This window comes from Natronomonas sp. (assembly GCF_036625485.1).
Classification (GTDB): domain Archaea; phylum Halobacteriota; class Halobacteria; order Halobacteriales; family Haloarculaceae; genus Natronomonas.
In genome coordinates this window covers 1-17,461 of sequence record NZ_JAZKTR010000040.1, presented here as the reverse complement: position 1 = coordinate 17,461, position 17,461 = coordinate 1, and the positions used below count along the sequence as shown (strand labels likewise).

Sequence of the window (17,461 nt, the reverse complement as noted above, 5' to 3'; positions counted from 1 at the left end):
GATTCGACGCGCGGACCAAAACCCCCATTCTCCTCGACGCCCTACGACCGGCTAATGACACGTCGGTACACGCCGACTCGCCGCCGGTTCCTGAAGGCCGCCGTCGCCGTCGGCGGCACCGCAGGGTTGTCGGCCTGCCTCGATATGACCGACGAACCGGTCCCCGAGGGCGTCGACGACCCCTCGACCCTTCCCAACCGCCAGCACGCGTGGCGGGAGGTGATGGACACCGACGAGCACGGCAATCCCGTCCTGCCGCGTCACCACGCATTCCTCTACGTCGACCTCGACGAATCGGGCGAACCGAGCGACGAGACCCGACAGCGAGTCGAGGACGCGCTATCGCTTCTGGACCGCGCCTACGAGCGCTCGTCGGCCGGCCTGCTGTACTCCATCGGCTATACACCGGCCTACTTCGAACGCTACGGGACCGGGCCCGAAGGCGTCGACCTCCCGGCACCGCGCCCACTCTCGGATTTCGAGGATCCAGAGTTCTACACGCAGGACGCGCTGCTGCATCTCGCCTCGGACCGCGCCGACGTGGTACTCGAAGCCGAAGAGGCGCTCTTCGGCGACGGCGAGACCGCGAACGGCATCGAGGCCGTCGACTTCCCCGGCACCGTCGACGAGCGCCGGACCGGCTTCATCGGCGCAGGGATGCCCGCCGAGCGCGCCGACGAGGTCGACGGCATCCCCGAGGACGCCGACGTGCCCGAGGCGGCCAAACTGTTCATGGGATTCAACGCCGGTTTCCGAGGCAATCAGGCCACCGAGGCGTACGTCACCATCGACGACGGCCCCTTCGCCGGCGGGACCACGAAACACGTCGTCACGCTCCAGCAGCGCCTCGACCGCTGGTACGGCGACAACGACCACGACAGTATGGTCAAGAAGCTGTTCAGCACCCGCAAGGTCGGCGACATCGAGGGCGTCGGCGACAACGTCGGCGACGACAGCGGTGTCGTTCCCGAGGACTTCGAGAGCCTCGTCGAGCAGGCCAACGAGAACGGCGCCATCGGCCATGCCCAGAAGATGGCCGCTGCTAACCGCGACGAGGAGGGCAACATCCGCACGGTCCGTCGCCACGTCGAATCCACCGACTCCGGCGTCGCCAGCCTCCATTTCCCGAGCCTCCAGCAGGAGATCTCGACCTTCGAGGAGATTCGCGAGGCGATGAACGCCGCCGACATCGTCAGCGAGACGCCCGCCATCCGCCAGCGGGTCAACAACGGCATCCTCCGGTACATCTTTGTCAAGAACCGCGGCAACTTCCTCGTCCCCTCGCGCGAACAGCGTGCGCTCCCGCGCCCGGACGGCAGCGTTTAGTCGGCCTGTTCGGCCGGAAGCGCCGTCTCCCGGCCCACAGCACCTCGAATCCGAACGCCCAGCGGCGCCGTCATCGCGCCCAACACCGCCTGTACCGGCACCAGAAGTAACGCGATGAGGAGCGTCCGGAATCCGAGCAGGAGCACGCCGAGATCGCCGCTGACGACCGACTGCACGACGCCGACGATGAGGAAGGCGAGAAAGCCCGCCGCGGCGCCGTAGCCTCCGGCCCGCACGCCCGCGCCGACGTGGCCCGGGGTCTTCGACAGCAGGCCAGCGACCAATCCCCCAACGAGGCCGGCCAGCAGGACGACGGATGCGAACTCGCGGGGAAGGAAGAAGTCGGCGACTGCGGCGGCGACGAAGACGGAACACGTCGCCGCCGCGCCCGCGAGCACGCGTCGTTGCATACCGTTCGATGGACCGCACTGCCGAAAACCTTAGCGAACCCGACCGGAGAGCAGGCCGACGAAGCCGAGCGCGAACGTCTCGTAGCGTCGCTCGACGGTCCGGTCGGCGAGGACGCGCCGCGAGGCGGCCACCCGCTCGGAGAGCACGCTGTCGACGCCGCCGAACGGCGCCCGAACGACGTCCCACGAGGTCGTTCCGGGCGCCCCGATAGCAGTGAATACTCTGAAAAACGGGTTCAGCGGCCGCCCAAGCGGTGCGTCGGTCGCGGTCGCATCGAGAAGCGCGATACGGCCGCCACTGCCGACGATGTCACACCACTCGTCGACGACCGACGCCGGATCCTCGAACATCCCGCAGACGAACGTCCCGACGATAGCGTCGATGTCGGTCCCGGCGCCGGTGGTAGCACCGCCGAGCGGCGGCCGCGTGGCATCGGCCCGTAGCACCTCGACGTTGTCGTATTCCACAGCGCGTTGCCGCGCCCGGTCGAGCAGTTCTCCCGTCAGATCGAGGCCGACGACTCGACCTTCGGGGCCGACCTGTCCGCGGAGATACGGCAGGTTCGCGCCGGTTCCACAGCCCATCTCGACGACCGTATCGCCAGGCGAGGCGACGGCCTCGGCGGTCGCGCGACGCCAGCGGGCGACGCCGGGAGCCGTCGCGATGCGATCGTAGAGGTCGGCCCAGCGGCCGTAGAACTCGGTGACGCTCATCAGACGATATCGCGGACGGTGCCGACGACCGCCGAGGCGTCGGCACCGAGGATATAACAGACCGGTTCGATGCCGAACCCGCCGGTCTGATAGAGAACGTCCGCGTCGGTGTCGGCGGCGAGTGCGTCGGCGACCGCTGTCTCGACGTCCGCCTCGGCGTCGAACTCGACGGCCTCGTAGCCCGCCGCCTCCAGTTTCTCGACGAGGTCCTCGTCGTAGCGGACGTTCAGCGCCGCTCGGGCGTCATGGCCGGCGTCTCGGGCCGCCAGCAGGACCGAGGCGACGTGTTCCGAGACGCCGAACTCTGGGTCGCCCGGCACCGTCGCCTGCCCCTTGATGTCCAGAATACGCCCCGGAACGGCGGCGACGTCGTCGATGGTTTCGGCCTCGGGAAGCGCTTCGACGAGGTTCGACCCGACCGCCGGAATGAGCGCCGCGAAGCCGCTGATGTTCTCGAGGGTGCGAACGCCGCGGCGGACCGACGACCGGACGCGTTCGGCGGTCCGCAACTCGCTTTCTGGGTCGTGGATGTCGAGAGCGCCCTCGTGGTCGGCAAGCGGCGGGAACGATTCCTCGTGGAGTCGCGCCAGCAGGTCGCCACGCTCCAGTTTCCGGATGAGGACCTCCGTCTCGACGAGCGCCTGCACGCGCGTCATATCCCCCGAAACGAGGCCGTCGGCCAGTCGGTCGACCAACTCGACCACGCGGTCGTCGGTGGCGATGGCGTCGTTCGTCTCGACCTCCCCGTGGGCGTACTTCGAGACGGCACTCTGGCTGATACCGAGCAGTTCGGCGACCTCGCTTTGGGTGCGGTCCCGGTCGCGCAACTCGCCGGCCATCATCGCCCGGAACGTCGGGAGGAACTCCTCGACGACGACTTCCTCGATGAACTTCATCGGTCCAGTTGCTCGCCGCCGAACTCCTCGTCCGACTGGATGCGGGAGGCTTGCGGCCCGGCCTGGCCCTGGTATTTCGACCCGCGCTCGGCACCGTATGGCCGTTCGGCGGGATTTTTCAGTTCGGTGAAGGTCAACTGCGAGATGCGCATCTCCGGCGTCAGCGCGACCGGGGCGGTGCCGAGGTTCGACAGTTCGAGAGTGATCTGGCCCTCGTAACCGGGATCACAGAGCCCCGCAGTCGCGTGGACGACGACCGCCAATCGGCCGAGCGAGGACCGACCCTCGACGTGGGCGATGAGGTCGTCCGGGATTTCGACCCGTTCCTTGGTCGTTCCCAGCACGAAGTCGCCGGGATGGAGGATGAAGTCCTCACCTTCCTCGACGTAGGTCTCGTCGACGTACTCGTCGACCTCCTGTTCGCTGTTGGGGTGGATACAGGGGATGTTGGTGCGCTGGAACTCGAGGAACTCCCGGCCGAGTCGGAGGTCGATGCTCGCGGGTTGAATCTGTAACTCGGGGTCGTCGAGTGGCTCGACGACGAGATCGCCGTCGGTCAGTCGACGGCGGATGTCCGCATCGGAGAGTATCATGCCCGGAGAGGGGAGCCTCAGGGGCTTAAAGGTCAACGATGCGGGCTAACCGAAGAGGACCATGAGAATCGAGATACCGACGGCGACCGCCGCTGCGAGCGTCGCGCGGTCGGTCGGGAGGTCGTAGGCGCCGACCAGTCCCTCCCGCCAGACGTATCCCTTCCAGAGCGTCACGCCGATCCAGACGAGCAATACGAGCGGGTCCTCGCCGCTCGCCGCTGCATCGAGTTGCCGCTGGGCGGTCTCGGGATCCGAAAACGACACCGACGCGAACAGCATGTAGGCCCGCGCGAAGCCGATGATCGTCGCGGGAATCTCCAGAAGCGCGGCAATGCCAACGATGCCGAAGGTCCGGCCGTAGGTCGCCTCTGTGGCATCCCCACGGATCAGAAGGTGGACGACGCCGGCGAGAATCGCCCAACTGATGAGCATGATGATCGGGAGGACGACCGCAACCGTGCCGAACACGCGCCGGAACGCGTGGCGCCCCTCGGGCGGGAGTTCGACGAGCGCGAGTTGCATCACCGCCCACAGGCCGACGGCGGTGACGACCGCCACCAGCAGGATAGCACCGACGGCGGGCAACGCGAGCGATTCCGGGCGACGCGATTCGAAGAAGTCTCTTGGGGAAACGAGCAGGTCCCGGAGGGCGTGGAGGGCCATCGGATGCGGTTTGCTCGTCGGTATATAAAATTCCACGGCCGCGCGCCCGCCAACCGGCCTGTTTTTGTCCCTCACTACCCCAGACGGGGATATGAAACAGGCCATCGTCGCCCGCACCGACATCGGGATGGGGAAGGGCAAACTCGCCGCACAGGTCGCACACGCCTCGCTGCAGGCCTACGAGGACGCCGATTCGAGCACCCGCTCGAAGTGGAAATCCGGCGGCCAGAAGAAGATCGTACTCAAAGGAAAAAGCGAGAGCCAACTACAGGAACTGGCTGATAAAGCACGCCGGGAGGGCCTCCCCTATGCCCTGGTCCGTGACGCCGGCCACACGCAACTGGAACCCGGCACCGTCACGGCGCTGGCCGTCGGCCCCGGCCCGGAAAACGTCGTCGACAAGGTGACGGGCGACCTGTCGCTTTTTTAAGTCCCACGTTTTTGCCGGCCCGCCGAGCGAATCGAGGGGGGCCGGCAAAAACGTGGGTTCAGAACCCACGAGTGTACTGCCTCGGCACCGGCGCTTCGTGTCCGAGTTCCTTGGCCGCCCGAATCGCGAAGTAGGGGTCCCGGAGGTGTTCGCGACCGATGACGGCGAGGTCGGCACGGTCGTTCCGGATGATGGCGTCAGCGCCCTCCGGCGTGGTGATCTTGCCGACCGCGCCGACCGGCATGCCGCTTTCGCCGACCCGTTCGGCGTAAGGAACCTGGAAGTGTGGGCCCGTGTCGGGAATCTGCTGGTCCGGGTGAATCGCCCCGGCACTGACGTCGATAAGGTCCACGCCGAGCGGTTCGAGGTCCCGCGCGAGTCGCGCCGAGTCGCCGACACTCCACGAGTCGCGGTCCGGGAGCCAGTCGGTCGCCGAGATGCGGACGAAAAGCGGCGTCCCCTCCGGAATCTCGTTGCGGACGCCCGCGACGACCTCCCGGAGCAGGCGCGTCCGGTTCTCGAAACTGCCGCCGTATTGGTCCTCGCGGGTGTTCGTCACGGGCGAGAGGAACTCGTGGAGGAGGTAGCCGTGGGCGGCGTGGATTTCGAGGATTTCGAAACCGGCCTCGAGGGAGCGAAGCGCGGCGTCGACGAAGGCGTCGACGATTCGGGCGATGCCGTCGGTATCGAGCCGTTCGGTATCGAGGGCTTCGTCGTGTGGCCACGGCGTTTCGGTCGGTCCGACGGGCGTCCAGCCGCGGTCGTCGTGGATCGGGCCGCCGCCGTCGCCGGGACGTTCCGTCGAGGCCTTCCGGCCGGCGTGAGCCAACTGGATAGCCGGCGTCGCGCCCTGTGATTTGATGAACTCGGTGGTCGATTCGAGGGCTTCGGCGTGTTCGTCGCTCCAGATGCCGAGGTCGTGGGGTGTGATGCGGCCCCGGGGCGTGACCGCCGTCGCTTCGGCCATGACGATACCCGCGCCACCCGACGCCCGACTCCCGAGGTGGACCTGATGCCAGTCGGTGGCGAGGCCGTCCGCCGCACAGGAGTACTGACACATCGGCGAGACCATCACGCGGTTCCGCGCGGTCACGTCACGGACCTCGAACGGCGTAAAGAGATGCATTACACGAGGGTTCGATTCCCGCTCAAAAGACGCTTTGCTTCCCGGAATTTCGGCGACAAGGAGGCGGGGAGAGGCTAGATAGGGCAGCCCGGACTCCCTCGGCTACAGCAGCAGCGCCGCCAGCGCGAGCGTCAACGCGGTCACGATGAGCAGGACGCTCGTCCCCATCGAGATCTGCAGGTCGAACGTTTCGGGGCGGTCGGCGCTCGGTCGCCCCTCGGCTTCGACGCCGGGGAGGCGCTCGGCGGTCGTGTAGGCGTAGTGCTGGGGGTCCGAACGGACGCGCATCGCCGTCGTGGCGACCGCGACGACGGCGCGGTCGACCGCCGCCCACGTCTCGGTGACCGCAAGAACGAGCGCCCGGCCGCCGTAGAAGAAGGCCGGGTTGATGACTCGGTCGACGTCCGGAATCCACGTCGCCTTCGATAGCGGCGTCTTGAGGACGAAGAAGCCGATGAAGCCGGCGACGCCCAGCGTGACGCCTTCGATGATGTGGCTGGTGGTGTAGGTGGTGTAATTCTCGACGATCGTCGCGGTGTCCGGCAGCACCTCGAAGAGGGTGCCGGGCAGGAGGCCGAGCGCGAGACAGAGGCCACCGACGGCGAGCATCGGAGCGGCCTGCCCGAGTTCGGCGTCGTCGGGGTCTATCGTCGCCGGGCCGTGGAAGAAGACGTAGTAGCCGAGTTTGATGAACGACATGAACGTGCCGACGCCACCGATGATGAGGAGCCACCACAGCAGGTCCTCGCCGCCGAGGAACATGTCCTTGGAGCCGATGACGATGGTTTCCATGCTGTAGTGCGCCTCGGCGATGACGATACCCTTGCTGACGAAGCCGTTGAAGCCGGGGACGCCAGCGATGGCCGCGGCGCCGAGCAGGTAGGAGACGAAGGTGACCGGCATCACCTTCCAGAGGCCGCCGACCTCGGTGATGTCCTCGACGCCGGTTCGGTAGATGACGACGCCGATGGACATGAACAGCAGCGCCTTGTAGAGGATGTGGTTGAAGATGTGGCCGAAGGCGCCGGCGGTCGCAAGCGTCGTACCGATGCCGACGCCGGCGACCATGTAGCCGACCTGTGAGATGATGTGATAGGAGAGGAGGCGGCGCATGTCCTCCTGCAGCAGCGCCATCGAGGCGCCGAAGACGGCCATCGCACCGCCCATGTAGGCGATCCAGAGATGGCCCTCGGGGAAGGCCCGGAACATCGCGTAGACGCCGGTCTTGGTCGTGTAGACACAGAGGAAGACGCTGGCGGCGATGTGCGGGCTGGGATAGGTATCCGGGAGCCACGTGTGCAGGCCGATGAAGCCGACGTTGACGCCGATGCCGACCGCCATCAACAGCGGCGCGATGGGGCCGACGACGCCGGTCGAGGCGCTGAAGAGGAACGACCCGACCTCGGCGTACTGCCAGACGACGGCCGCGAGCACGAGGCTGCCGCCGATGCCGTGGGCCATGGCGTACCGGAAGCCGGTCCGGACCGCGCGGCCGCCGTAGTGCCACACCAGCAGCGTGCTGGTGACGGCCATCAGTTCCCAGAAGAAGACCAGCGTCAGCCAGTCGCCCGCGTAGACGGCGCCGAGGCTGGTGCCGACGTACCCGAGCGCGGCGGCGGTCTGTCGGCCGTCGGCCTCGCTGGAGTAGGCGTACAGCACCGCGGCGGCACCGATGAGGCCGAAGATGATGCCCATCATCCGCGAGAAGTCGTCGACCTGATACAGCACCGTCTCGAAGCCGAACAGTTGGGTCGCGATGAGCGTCCCCTCCGGCAGGAGGAACGAGGCGACCGCGACGCCGGCCGTCGCGAGGAAGCCGACGCCGTGGCCGACCGTCCGCGGTGCGACGGCGGCGATGAAGGCCGCCAGCAGGACCGGCACGAAGGGCGGAATCGTCTCCAGCACCATCAGAAGACCACCCCCATCGCGAGAACCGCCGAAACGATGTCATCGATGAGTCGCAGGAAGACGGCCGCGTGGGGAACCACCCCGAGGACGACCGACCCGGTCATCGCCGCGAGGATCGGCCCGAGCATGAACCACGTGCTCTCCTGGCCGAGCCAGCCACGACGCTCCCAGCCGCCGGCCGGCGGCCCGCCGTGATGGTCGTGGTCGTGTGATTCCTCGTGGTCGCCAGCCTCGTGGTGATTTTCGGCCGCGTGGCCCGGTTCGTGGCCGTCGGCGTCCGCGTCTTCGGATTCGTCGGGAATCGTGTGGTCGCTCGGATGCTTGTCGACCGCGTACTCGCCGTCGACGAGGGGGGCAGGCTGGCTGTAGTCCCGCTCGACCGACTCGCCGCTGAAGTCGGGCTGGCCTATCTCCTCGGGGTCGACGTCGAGGTCATCATCGTCTTCGTCAGCGTCGCCACCCGCGTTCTCCGCGGCTTCGATGTCCGCCTCCTCGTCGTCCGGCTTGCCGCCGTCCGTCTGCGGGAGGATGGACCGTGTTTCGCCGCCGAGTTTCGCTTCGACCAGCGGCTTGGCGTCGTGGGCGTCCTCGCTCTGGAAGAACGCCTGGTAGACGACCGGCCAGAAGTACGCGATGTTGAGGACGCCGGAGACGAGCAGGGCGACGGCGAAGACGTAATCGCCCGTCGAGACGGTGCCGACGAGGATGTAGAACTTGGAGACGAAGCCGGCCACCAGCGGGATACCGGCCATCCCGGCGGCCGCGACGGCGAAGGCCGCCATCGTGGTCGGCATCCGTTTGCCGATACCGGCCATCTCGCTGATGTAGTCGGTGTGTGTCTCGACGTGGATGATGCCCGCACAGAAGAACAGGGTGAGTTTCATGAAGGCGTGAGCAGGGATGTGCAGGAGGCCGCCGGTGATGGCGTCCGGACTGAGAACCGACAGCCCCAACACGATGTACGACAGCTGGCTCACCGTCGAATAGGCGAGTCGCTGTTTGAGGTGGTCCTTCCGGAGCGCGATGATGCTGGCCGCGAGCAGGGTGATAGTCGCAACGACGGCCAGCGGCAGGCCGACGCCGAGGTCGGCGACCGCTTCGGGACCGAAGACGTCGAGGACGACCCGCGTGATGCCGAAGATGCCGCTTTTGACGACGGCGACGGCGTGGAGCAGCCCCGAAACGGGCGTCGGTGCGACCATCGCGTCGGGGAGCCACGAGTGCAGCGGCATCAGGCCGGCCTTGACGCCGAACCCGGCGGCCAAGAGGGCGAAGGCGACGCGGGCAAGCGCCGGGTCCGCGGTCGCCAGCCCCTCGATGCCGCCCGGTGTGAAAGCGATGGTACCGGCCACCAGGTAGACGACGACGGTACCGGCCAGCACGGCGACGCCGCCGCCGAAGGTGTATGCGAGATACTTCCGGCCGGCGGCGCGGGCCTCGTCCGTCTCGTCGTGGGCGACGAGCGGGTAGGTCGCCACGGTCAGTACCTCGTAGAAGACGAACAGGACGAGCAGGTTCGACGCGAAGGCGATACCGACGGCGGCGCTGAGACTCATCGCGAAGGCGGCGAAGTAGCGCGTCTGGTTGTGCTCGTCCAGCCCACGCATGTAGCCGATGCTGTATAGCGATGTTATTATCCACAGCAGGCTGGCCAGCGTCGCAAAGAGGATGCCCAGCGAGTCCGCCCGAAGTTCGAAGGGCACGTCGACGACGAACGATCCGAGGGTCCAGACGTAGACGTCGCCCGCCAGCACGCCGGGGAGCATGCTGGCGATGATACCGAACTTCCCGAGGGCGACGACGAGCGTCACCGACTCCCGGAGGTTCGGCCGACGGTGCGCCGCGAGGATGCCGAGCGTTCCAACGACGGAGATCAGAACGGCCGCGATGGGCCGTGGGTCAGCGAGTTCAGTCATGCAAGCACACCTCTAATGAAGGGGTCGAGAAGCGTCTCGAAGACGCCCGTGGCGAAACCGAGAGCGACGACGACGACCGCGGTCACGACGACGACCGCGAGCATGCCGACGGAAACCGCCTCGGGCGCCCGAGTATCGGGACGATCCGTGCCGTCAGCAGCGGGACCGCCATCGGCGACGGCGGCCTCCTCGGCCGCTGTGGTCTCCGCTGTGTCGGGGTCGGCGAAGTAGAGCCGTTCGAGCAGGCGGGCGATGTAGGCAAGCGTCAACATCGTACTGAGGAAGACGACGACGGCGACGGGCCACGCTTCGGCCCGAACCGCGCCGACACCGATATACCACTTGCCGAGGAAGCCGATGGAGGGGGGGACGCCGACCAGCGCGAGGCCGAGGACGCCGACGACGGCCGCCGATACCCGCGAGCGGTAGCCGAGGCGGGCGAGGTCGTCGACCGTCCGTGCGCCGTGGGCCGTCGCGAGTATCGCGGCCGTCGCGAAGAGTCCGCCCTTCATCAGGCCGTGGCCGACCAGATGGATGACGCCGCCGAGAACGGAATCCGGCGTCGCTAAGGCGAAAGCCGCGATCACGAGGCCGAACTGCGAGACCGACGAGTAAGCGAACATCCGCTTGATCTCGGTCTGGAGGACGGCCAGCGTGCTTCCCGCGAGGACGCTGATGGCCGCAAACGCGAGGACGGCGTCCTGTGCCAGCGGCACCGCCTCGAAGAAGGAGACGGTGAAGACGGTGAGAATCACTCGGCCGATGGCGTAGGCGGCGACCGTCGAGACGAGCGCCGAGATGAACGTCGTCACCGTGTCGGGCGCGTACGTGTAGGCGTCCGGCTGCCACGTGTGTAGCGGGAAGATGGCCGCCTTCAACGAGAGGCCAACGACGATGAAGCCGAAGGAGGCGAGGACGGCCCGCGTCGTGTAGACGTCGGCCAGTTGCTCCGAGAGGTCGACCATGTTGAGCGTCCCCGTCGAGATGAAGGCGTAGCCGACGCCGATGAGGAACAGCGACGCGCCCGTCGTTCCGAGAATCAGGTATTTCAGCGCCGCGATGGCGGACTCGCCGGAGCGGTCGGCGGCGACCAGCGCGTAGGTCGCAAGGCCCGTGATCTCGAGGAAGACGAACATGTTGAACAGGTCGCCGGTGACGGTGATTCCCATCAGGCCGCCGACGAGGAGGAGGTAGGCGCTGTAGAAACTGTTGCGCCGCGGGCCGGCGGTGCGGGCGAAGGCCAGCACGCCCAGCGAGACGGTCGCGATGAGACCGACCACGGGGGCCGAGAGACCGTCCCCGACGAGTTCGATGCCGTGTGGGGCGGGATAGCCGCCGACCGCGTGGACGAGTCGCTCGCCGCCGTAGACTGCGCGGACGACGAGCGCGGCGAGACCGGCTTCGGCGACACACGCCACGACGGCGACGTGCCAGCCGGTCACGGAGGAAAGTAGGCTCGAAAGCAGCGGCAGGACGGCCGCGACGATGGGCACTGCGATGAGCAGCGGGAGGGCGACGTCAGTCATCGGACACCTCCCGGAGCACCGATTCGTCGACGGTGCCGTACTCGTTGTGAATGCGGACGATGAGCGCCAGCGCCACCGCCGTGAGGCTGACGCCGACGACGATGGCGGTCAGCACGATGACGTGTGGCAGCGGACTGACGTAGGGGCCGCCTCCACCGTCCGGCGGGACGATGGCCGGTTTCCCGCCCTCGACGTACGCCGAGGCGATGAAGAACAGGAAGACGGCGCTCTGGAACAGGTTCAATCCGATGACCTTCTTGACGAGGTTGGAGTTGGCGATCATCATGTAGAGTCCCGTGACCATGACGAGGACGAACGTCGCGTAGGCCCACCGCGTCGCGAGGAGTTCGATCACGCCTCCTCACCTCCCGGCCCGGCGGCCGTCAGAAAGAACAGCCCCGTGATGACGCCGGCGACGATAAGGGCGATGCCGCCGATCTCGACGGCCTCGATGCCGAGTTTCGTCGGGTGGTCGAGCGGGTACAGCGCGTATTCGAGGAAGCCGCCGCCCAACGCGACGCTCCCGAAGCCGATTCCGGCGAAGATCAACAGGCCGAGGCAGGCCACGAGCGTGATCGCCCGGCGGCCGAGCCACTGTCGCGTCGGATCGATACCGAACGCGAAGGCGAGCATCAGGATGACGGTCCCGACGAGGGCGCCGCCCTGGAAGCCGCCGCCCGGCGAGTCCGCGCCGTGGAACGTGATGAAGAGGCCGAACGTGAGCACGAACGGCGCGACGACGCGGACGGTAGTCATGATGACCTCGCTTTCGGTGTAGAGACGGTCGTTGCCAGTTGGTTCAGCGTCGCTCATGTGAACACCTCCCGTTTCAGGACCGACAGAACCGCCACCCCGGCGGCGAAGACGACCGTCGCCTCGCCGAATGTGTCGAACCCACGGTAGGCCGCAAGCACCGCGGTGACGGTGTTCTTGACGCCCGTTTCGTGGTACGATTCGGTCAGGTAGTGGCCCGTGACTGCCTCGTACGAGATGATGGGCGCGGTCGGGTCGCCGACGGCAGGGAGACTCGGGAGCGTCAACCCGAAGACGACCGCGAGCGCCCCGCAGGCGAGCAGTGCCCGTGGGTCGAGGCGTTCGAGCGCCCGGTCGCCCGGCGGTCGAACCGTCTTGGCGATGGTCAAGAGCAACAGGATGGTCGTCACCCCAGCGCCGATGACGGCCTCGGTGAGGCCGACGTCCGGCGCGAGCAACAGGGTGTACAGCAGCGCCATCCCGAGGCTGTAGGCGGCGAAGACGATGATGGCCGCCAGCACGTCCCGGAGCAGTGCGGTTGCGACCGCGCTCACGAGGACGAACCCCGCCAGCGCGTAGGCGACGTATTCCATCATTGGTCTTCCCTCCACGGTTCGATACCTTCCTCGTGGGCGGCCCGAGCGATCGCGTGGGCCGCCGTCGGGTTCGTGATGAAGATGAATATCAGTAGGATGACCGTCTTGACGGTCGGCATCTCGAGGCCGAGCGCGAGCGCGACGGCCGCGAGGGTGAAGCCGGCCCCGAGCGTGTCGGTCTGGCTCGCGGTGTGGGCGCGGGCGTAGACGTCCGGCAGGCGGATGACGCCGACCGCCGAGACGAACGTGAAGAAGACGCCGACAACGAGCAGGCCGGCGATGGCGAGTTCGATTAACACGTCACATCACCCCTCCACGTTCGACGGTGAACTTCGAGATGGCGACCGCCATCAGGAAGTTCAGGAGTGCGTACACCAGCGCGATGTCGAGGAAGTACGGGACGTCCAGCGCCGCCGACAGCACCGCGAGGACGACGACGGTTTTCGTCCCCAGCACGTTGACAGCGATGACGCGATCCTGCATCGTCGGTCCACGGACCGCGCGGTATAGCACCGCGATGGCGAGGAGGACGAAGACGGCCGCCGCGACGAGCAGGAGGTCGTCGACCGGAATCATTCCTCTTCATCCTCCGTGACGGTTTCGAGGATCCGGCAGTCGTCCCGTTCACGGGGACTGGCCCCGCCGGCGGCCGACCGACCGTAGAAGACGTACCTGACGCCGCGTTCCAGCCCGCCGTCGAAGAGGTCCTCGCGGGCCGACGGAATGAGCGTGTGAACGATGAAGTCCCGGCCGTGGACCCGGACGGTCAGCGTTCCGGGCGTCAGCGTGATGCTGTTGGCCAGCGTCGCAACCGGCATCCCGCCCCAGACAGCCGAGCGGACTTCCGTCGTCCGGGGTTCGATGGGGAGGTCCGGATGGAGGATGACATACGAGACGGCGATGTTGGCCTTGATGATCTCGTAGAGCAGATACGGGGTGTAGATGAACATCCGGAGGAGACGGCGGACGCTGGCCGACGGCCGCATCCGGTCGCTGAACGTGATACGGTGGAGCATCACCGACACGAGCGTCGCGCTCGCGACACCCGTCACGATGTCGAACTGGGTCCCGACAAAGCCCCCGAGCAACTGGTAGAACAGGAACGAGAGTCCGAACAGGGTGCCGAACTGGACGAGACCACCACGGCGGAGCAGACGGCCGCGGCGGGTCCGGCGATCGACGGGCGCCTCCTCGACGGTCAAGCCGCGTTCGATGAGCCCCGTCTCCATCGGCCGGAGCAGCGGGACGTTGCCGCCGGGGCTGTATTCGGGATCGACGACGACCCGGTCGATGTCGTGGTCGTCGGCGTACTCCCCGATGATTCGGGCGTAGTCGTCGGGACCGAAGAGGTACTCGTCGGTGCCGAGAATCGACGTCGAAACGTCGAGGTCGGCTTCGGTATCCTCGCGGGCCCAGACGACGACCCGGTCGAGCAGGTCCTCGACCTCCTGGCGCTGGGCGTCGCTCGCCTCGCCGATGTCGTGCCACGCGACCGGCGTGACGAAGTGGATCTCGCCCGAGGCCGACTCTGCCTCGCGGACCGCGTAGGCGATGGTGTTTCGTAGCGTGACCGACTCGGCGACGGGGACGAGAATCGGCCCCGCGTCGTCCGACCGGTCCGGTGGGTCCTCAGGCACGGTTGGTCACTGTCCGGCTATTCCGGTAGACGCAACAAAACGGTTGTTCTTTGGGCCGGGAACCGGGAGGCGGTGCCACGCCGAACGGTCACGGCCGATTGGCGACGGCGATTCGCCCCAACGAGGAAACCTTAAAACGGCGCGTCACGGATGGCTTGCCATGACAGACGCGGCGTTCGTCCCCGGCCACATCACGGGGTTTTTCAGCGCGCACCCGGACGACGACCCGACCAAAGCCGGGTCTCGCGGGGCCGGCCTCGCGCTTGCTGACGGCGTGACCGTCCGGGTCGAACCCGGCGATGGCCTCGAACTCAACGGCGAATCGGTCGACATCGAGGCGGTCGACCGGGTACTGGGCGCACTCCGCGTCGACGCGCGTGTCGTCGCCGAAACCGACCTGCCGCTGGGTTCGGGGTTCGGCATCTCCGGCGCGCTGGCCCTCGGGACGGCGCTGGCGGCCAACAATGCCTTCGACCGCGGCCTCTCGGAGAACGAACTCGTCACCATCGCCCACGGCGCGGAGGTACAGGCCGGCACCGGCCTCGGCGACGTCGTCGGACAGGCCCGCGGTGGCTTCCCGATTCGACTCGACCCCGGCGCACCACAGTACGGCACGATGGACGGGATTCCCGCCCGCCGCGAGATCGAATACGTCACCTTCGGCGAACTCTCCACGGCGGAGGTCATCGGCGGCGACACCGAGGAACTGACCGCCGCCGGCAAGCAATCGCTTTCGCAACTCGTCGCCGAGCCAACGCTGGAGACGTTCATGCACGCCTCCCGCCGCTTCGCCCGAGAGGTCGGTCTGCTGACGCCACAACTCCGGCAGGCGATTCAGGACGTCGCCGACGCGGGCGGCGAGGCCTCGATGGCGATGCTCGGCGAGACGGCCTTCGCGCTCGGGAGCGGCCTCAGCGACGCGGGCTACGACGCCGATCGGTGTGACGTCCACCTCGCCGGCGCGCATCTATTATAAAAGGTATCGCACCGAACGACTGGTGTGGCAGTAGCGCTGACCCCGGCCGTCGTCGGATTACTCGTCGGCACCGTCTTTCTCGCGGGAGCGGTCAACGGCGTGGCCGGGTTCGGCTTCGCCCTCGTCGCGACGATGGCGCTGGCGACGGTCCTCGACCCCGCGACTGCTGTCGTTCTCATCATCTTCCCCGTTTTCGCGGTGAACCTCTCGCTCGTGGGTGACCTCTCGGTCGACGACCTCCGGTACTGTGGCCGCCGGTTCGGCCCGCTCATCGGCGGCGCGCTGGTCGGGACGCTCGCTGGGATGGTTCTCCTCGACCGGCTTCCCGCCGCCCCGCTTCGGGTTGGCCTCGGCGTCGTGACGCTGGCCTTTGTCGCGTCGATGCAGTCGGTCGTTCCGTTGCCGTCGTGGGACGCCGACGCCGCGTTCGTCGAGTCCGGGCCGGTGATGGCGGTCGTTGGAGCACTCTCGGGCGTCCTGTTCGGGGCGACGAACGTCGGGGTCCAGCTCGTCGCCTACCTCCGGAGTCGCGGCCTCACCCACGGCCTGTTCGTCGGGGTCGTGGCGCTGGTGTTCCTCGGCCTCAACGGGCTCCGAATCGGCGCGGCCGCCGTCCTCGGCCTGTATCCGACGGTGACTGTCGCGGCCCTCTCCGTCGCCGCGGCGGTGCCAGCAGTCGCCGGCGTCGCGGTCGGCAAACGGCTCCGTGGCGTCGTCTCCGAACGCCAGCAACGCGTCGGGGTGCTCGGGCTCCTGACGGTGATCGGACTGCGGTTGCTTTCGAGCGGCCTCGGGTCCCTCTGATACGGACCGTCGTCAGTCGTCTTCGGGCGGTTTGAGGTGTTCCTGTCCCCAGTCACGCATGGCGATGATGACGGGTTCCAGCGAGGCGCCGAACTGGGTGAGGGAGTACTCGACGCGAACCGGTTTCTCGCTGACGATCTCTCGGTTGACGATGGTCTTCTCCTCGAGGTCGTCGAGCGAGTCCGAGAGGACCTTACTGGAGATGCCGTCGACCTCTTCTTTCAGCGCGTTGAAGCCGAGCGGCCCAGCGTTCAACAACCGGTGAACGATGACGGGATGCCACTTCTTGCCGATGAGCGTGGTGGTCGACGTAACGGGACACCACTCCTCGCCGGCACACCAGACTTCCATGCGTTGCTGACTCATGACATGGGATTCGGACGCCGCGATCTTATAGTTACGTATCCATACCTAGTTACTAACTATTACTCGCTAAGTTACTCGCAGGTAAGCCGGTTACCGACCGGTCGGCACAGGCTTATTCGACAGGGCGTGGAAGGTTACATATGGTAACTGTATCTCGATTCGGGAGGCGATGCCGTGAAGACCGGTAGCCGACGACTCCTCGGCGGTGGCCTCACCGTTTCGGGACTGGTAACGGTCGGCACGACGACCAGCGGGGACGCCCTCACCGCTTCGGTGCCGTTCTCGACGGCCCAGTTTCTCGCCCACTGGTGGGTGTTTCCGACAGCGATCGTCTTCTCGTTCGTCGCCCTGGCGGCGGGGGTCTCGGGGACCTCTTTTTCAGTCCGTTCTTCATGCTCGTGGTCGGCCTCTCGCCCGCGCAGGCCATCGGGGCGGGCCTGCTGACCGAGGTGGCGGGGATGGGCAACGGGCTCCGGGCCTACGTCAAGCAGTGCGTGGTCGATTACGCGACCGCCAAGTGGTTGCTCGCGGGGTCGATACCGGCCATCGTCGTCGGGGCACTGCTCGCACACCGGGTGGACCCGACGGTCCTGAAACTCGCCTTCGGCGCCGGCCTGCTGGTTCTCGGTGGCTTTCTCGTCTTCTACCCCTCGCCCGAGGACTGCGAACCGGGCGAGAAGGCCGGCCCCGAAGACGAGACGGGGGCCGAAACCGTCATCGAAGCTGCCGACGGCGAGACGTTCCGCTACCGGACCTGCTGGCGGGCACCCGGAGTCGGCCTGGCGAGCGTCGGCGGGTTCGTGACCGGCCTCATCAGCGCC

21 protein-coding genes are annotated in these 17,461 nt (G+C 67.2%); 5 read left to right on the top strand and 16 right to left on the bottom strand.

Annotated elements, in window-relative coordinates:
* The first annotated feature begins 54 nt into the window (after positions 1–54).
* Positions 55–1,326, top strand: coding sequence for a DUF7405 family protein (locus V5A53_RS06000; protein ID WP_332312671.1), 1,272 nt, complete (start codon positions 55–57; stop codon positions 1,324–1,326).
* Here the strand turns inward: V5A53_RS06000 and V5A53_RS05995 are convergent.
* Genes V5A53_RS05995 through V5A53_RS05975 form a run of 5 tightly spaced genes read right to left on the bottom strand, consistent with a single transcriptional unit; the run spans position 1,323 to position 4,602 of the window.
* Positions 1,323–1,736: a hypothetical protein gene (locus tag V5A53_RS05995; protein ID WP_332312670.1), complete on the bottom strand. Its 414-nt coding sequence runs from the start codon at positions 1,734–1,736 to the stop codon at positions 1,323–1,325. The genes V5A53_RS06000 and V5A53_RS05995 overlap by 4 nt on opposite strands.
* 30 nt (positions 1,737–1,766) lie before the next feature.
* Positions 1,767–2,453, bottom strand: coding sequence for a class I SAM-dependent methyltransferase (locus V5A53_RS05990; RefSeq protein WP_442928641.1), 687 nt, complete (start codon positions 2,451–2,453; stop codon positions 1,767–1,769).
* Positions 2,450–3,346, bottom strand: a complete 897-nt coding sequence (locus V5A53_RS05985; RefSeq protein WP_332312668.1) for a thiamine-phosphate synthase family protein — start codon at positions 3,344–3,346, stop codon at positions 2,450–2,452. Before V5A53_RS05985 ends, V5A53_RS05990 begins: the two co-directional genes overlap by 4 nt.
* Complete coding sequence (dcd, locus tag V5A53_RS05980; protein WP_332312667.1) at positions 3,343–3,939, bottom strand: dCTP deaminase; 597 nt, start codon at positions 3,937–3,939, stop codon at positions 3,343–3,345. Before dcd ends, V5A53_RS05985 begins: the two co-directional genes overlap by 4 nt.
* Before the next feature lie 45 nt (positions 3,940–3,984).
* The gene (locus V5A53_RS05975) at positions 3,985–4,602 is read right to left on the bottom strand and encodes a Yip1 family protein (RefSeq protein ID WP_332312666.1); all 618 of its coding nucleotides are present in this window, start codon (positions 4,600–4,602) and stop codon (positions 3,985–3,987) included.
* A gap of 91 nt (positions 4,603–4,693) precedes the next feature.
* On the opposite strand from V5A53_RS05975, the gene pth2 reads away from it, so the two are divergent.
* Positions 4,694–5,032 carry a peptidyl-tRNA hydrolase Pth2 gene (gene pth2, locus V5A53_RS05970; protein ID WP_332312665.1) on the top strand — a complete coding sequence of 113 codons (339 nt, stop codon included), beginning with the start codon at positions 4,694–4,696 and terminating at the stop codon, positions 5,030–5,032.
* A 58-nt stretch (positions 5,033–5,090) separates the two neighbouring features.
* On the opposite strand, the gene V5A53_RS05965 is transcribed toward pth2, so the two are convergent.
* From V5A53_RS05965 to V5A53_RS05920, 10 genes are all read right to left on the bottom strand, one after another.
* Positions 5,091–6,158 carry an NADH:flavin oxidoreductase/NADH oxidase gene (locus V5A53_RS05965; protein ID WP_332312664.1) on the bottom strand — a complete coding sequence of 356 codons (1,068 nt, stop codon included), beginning with the start codon at positions 6,156–6,158 and terminating at the stop codon, positions 5,091–5,093.
* Between the two features lie 102 nt (positions 6,159–6,260).
* Entirely contained in the window at positions 6,261–8,066 is a 1,806-nt protein-coding gene (locus V5A53_RS05960) for a Na(+)/H(+) antiporter subunit D (RefSeq protein WP_332312663.1), read from the bottom strand.
* The gene (locus tag V5A53_RS05955) at positions 8,066–9,982 is read right to left on the bottom strand and encodes a cation:proton antiporter (protein WP_332312662.1); all 1,917 of its coding nucleotides are present in this window, start codon (positions 9,980–9,982) and stop codon (positions 8,066–8,068) included. The genes V5A53_RS05960 and V5A53_RS05955 overlap by 1 nt, the downstream gene beginning before the upstream one ends.
* Positions 9,979–11,508, bottom strand: a complete 1,530-nt coding sequence (locus V5A53_RS05950; protein WP_332312661.1) for a monovalent cation/H+ antiporter subunit D family protein — start codon at positions 11,506–11,508, stop codon at positions 9,979–9,981. The genes V5A53_RS05955 and V5A53_RS05950 overlap by 4 nt, the downstream gene beginning before the upstream one ends.
* Positions 11,501–11,863, bottom strand: coding sequence for a cation:proton antiporter subunit C (locus V5A53_RS05945; RefSeq protein ID WP_332312660.1), 363 nt, complete (start codon positions 11,861–11,863; stop codon positions 11,501–11,503). The genes V5A53_RS05950 and V5A53_RS05945 overlap by 8 nt, the downstream gene beginning before the upstream one ends.
* Complete coding sequence (locus V5A53_RS05940; RefSeq protein WP_332312659.1) at positions 11,860–12,321, bottom strand: MnhB domain-containing protein; 462 nt, start codon at positions 12,319–12,321, stop codon at positions 11,860–11,862. The genes V5A53_RS05945 and V5A53_RS05940 overlap by 4 nt, the downstream gene beginning before the upstream one ends.
* Entirely contained in the window at positions 12,318–12,854 is a 537-nt protein-coding gene (locus V5A53_RS05935) for a DUF4040 domain-containing protein (RefSeq protein WP_442928610.1), read from the bottom strand. The genes V5A53_RS05940 and V5A53_RS05935 overlap by 4 nt, the downstream gene beginning before the upstream one ends.
* The gene (gene mnhG / locus V5A53_RS05930) at positions 12,854–13,156 is read right to left on the bottom strand and encodes a monovalent cation/H(+) antiporter subunit G (RefSeq protein WP_332312657.1); all 303 of its coding nucleotides are present in this window, start codon (positions 13,154–13,156) and stop codon (positions 12,854–12,856) included. The genes V5A53_RS05935 and mnhG overlap by 1 nt, the downstream gene beginning before the upstream one ends.
* A 1-nt stretch (position 13,157) precedes the next feature.
* Positions 13,158–13,433, bottom strand: a complete 276-nt coding sequence (locus tag V5A53_RS05925; RefSeq protein WP_332312656.1) for a cation:proton antiporter — start codon at positions 13,431–13,433, stop codon at positions 13,158–13,160.
* Positions 13,430–14,494, bottom strand: coding sequence for a monovalent cation/H+ antiporter subunit E (locus V5A53_RS05920; RefSeq protein WP_332312655.1), 1,065 nt, complete (start codon positions 14,492–14,494; stop codon positions 13,430–13,432). The genes V5A53_RS05925 and V5A53_RS05920 overlap by 4 nt, the downstream gene beginning before the upstream one ends.
* A gap of 160 nt (positions 14,495–14,654) precedes the next feature.
* On the opposite strand from V5A53_RS05920, the gene V5A53_RS05915 reads away from it, so the two are divergent.
* Positions 14,655–15,470, top strand: coding sequence for a pantoate kinase (locus V5A53_RS05915; RefSeq protein WP_332312654.1), 816 nt, complete (start codon positions 14,655–14,657; stop codon positions 15,468–15,470).
* A 24-nt stretch (positions 15,471–15,494) separates the two neighbouring features.
* Positions 15,495–16,274 (top strand): sulfite exporter TauE/SafE family protein, encoded by a 780-nt coding sequence (locus tag V5A53_RS05910; RefSeq protein ID WP_332312653.1) that lies wholly within the window; start codon positions 15,495–15,497, stop codon positions 16,272–16,274.
* A 12-nt stretch (positions 16,275–16,286) separates the two neighbouring features.
* Here the strand turns inward: V5A53_RS05910 and V5A53_RS05905 are convergent, their stop codons facing one another.
* On the bottom strand, positions 16,287–16,640 hold the full coding sequence (locus V5A53_RS05905; protein WP_332312652.1) for a winged helix-turn-helix transcriptional regulator: 354 nt from the start codon (positions 16,638–16,640) through the stop codon (positions 16,287–16,289).
* 308 nt (positions 16,641–16,948) lie between these two features.
* Here V5A53_RS05905 and V5A53_RS05900 point away from each other — a divergent pair.
* Positions 16,949–17,461: sulfite exporter TauE/SafE family protein (locus V5A53_RS05900; RefSeq protein ID WP_332312651.1), on the top strand; the 513-nt coding region annotated here is incomplete at its 3' end.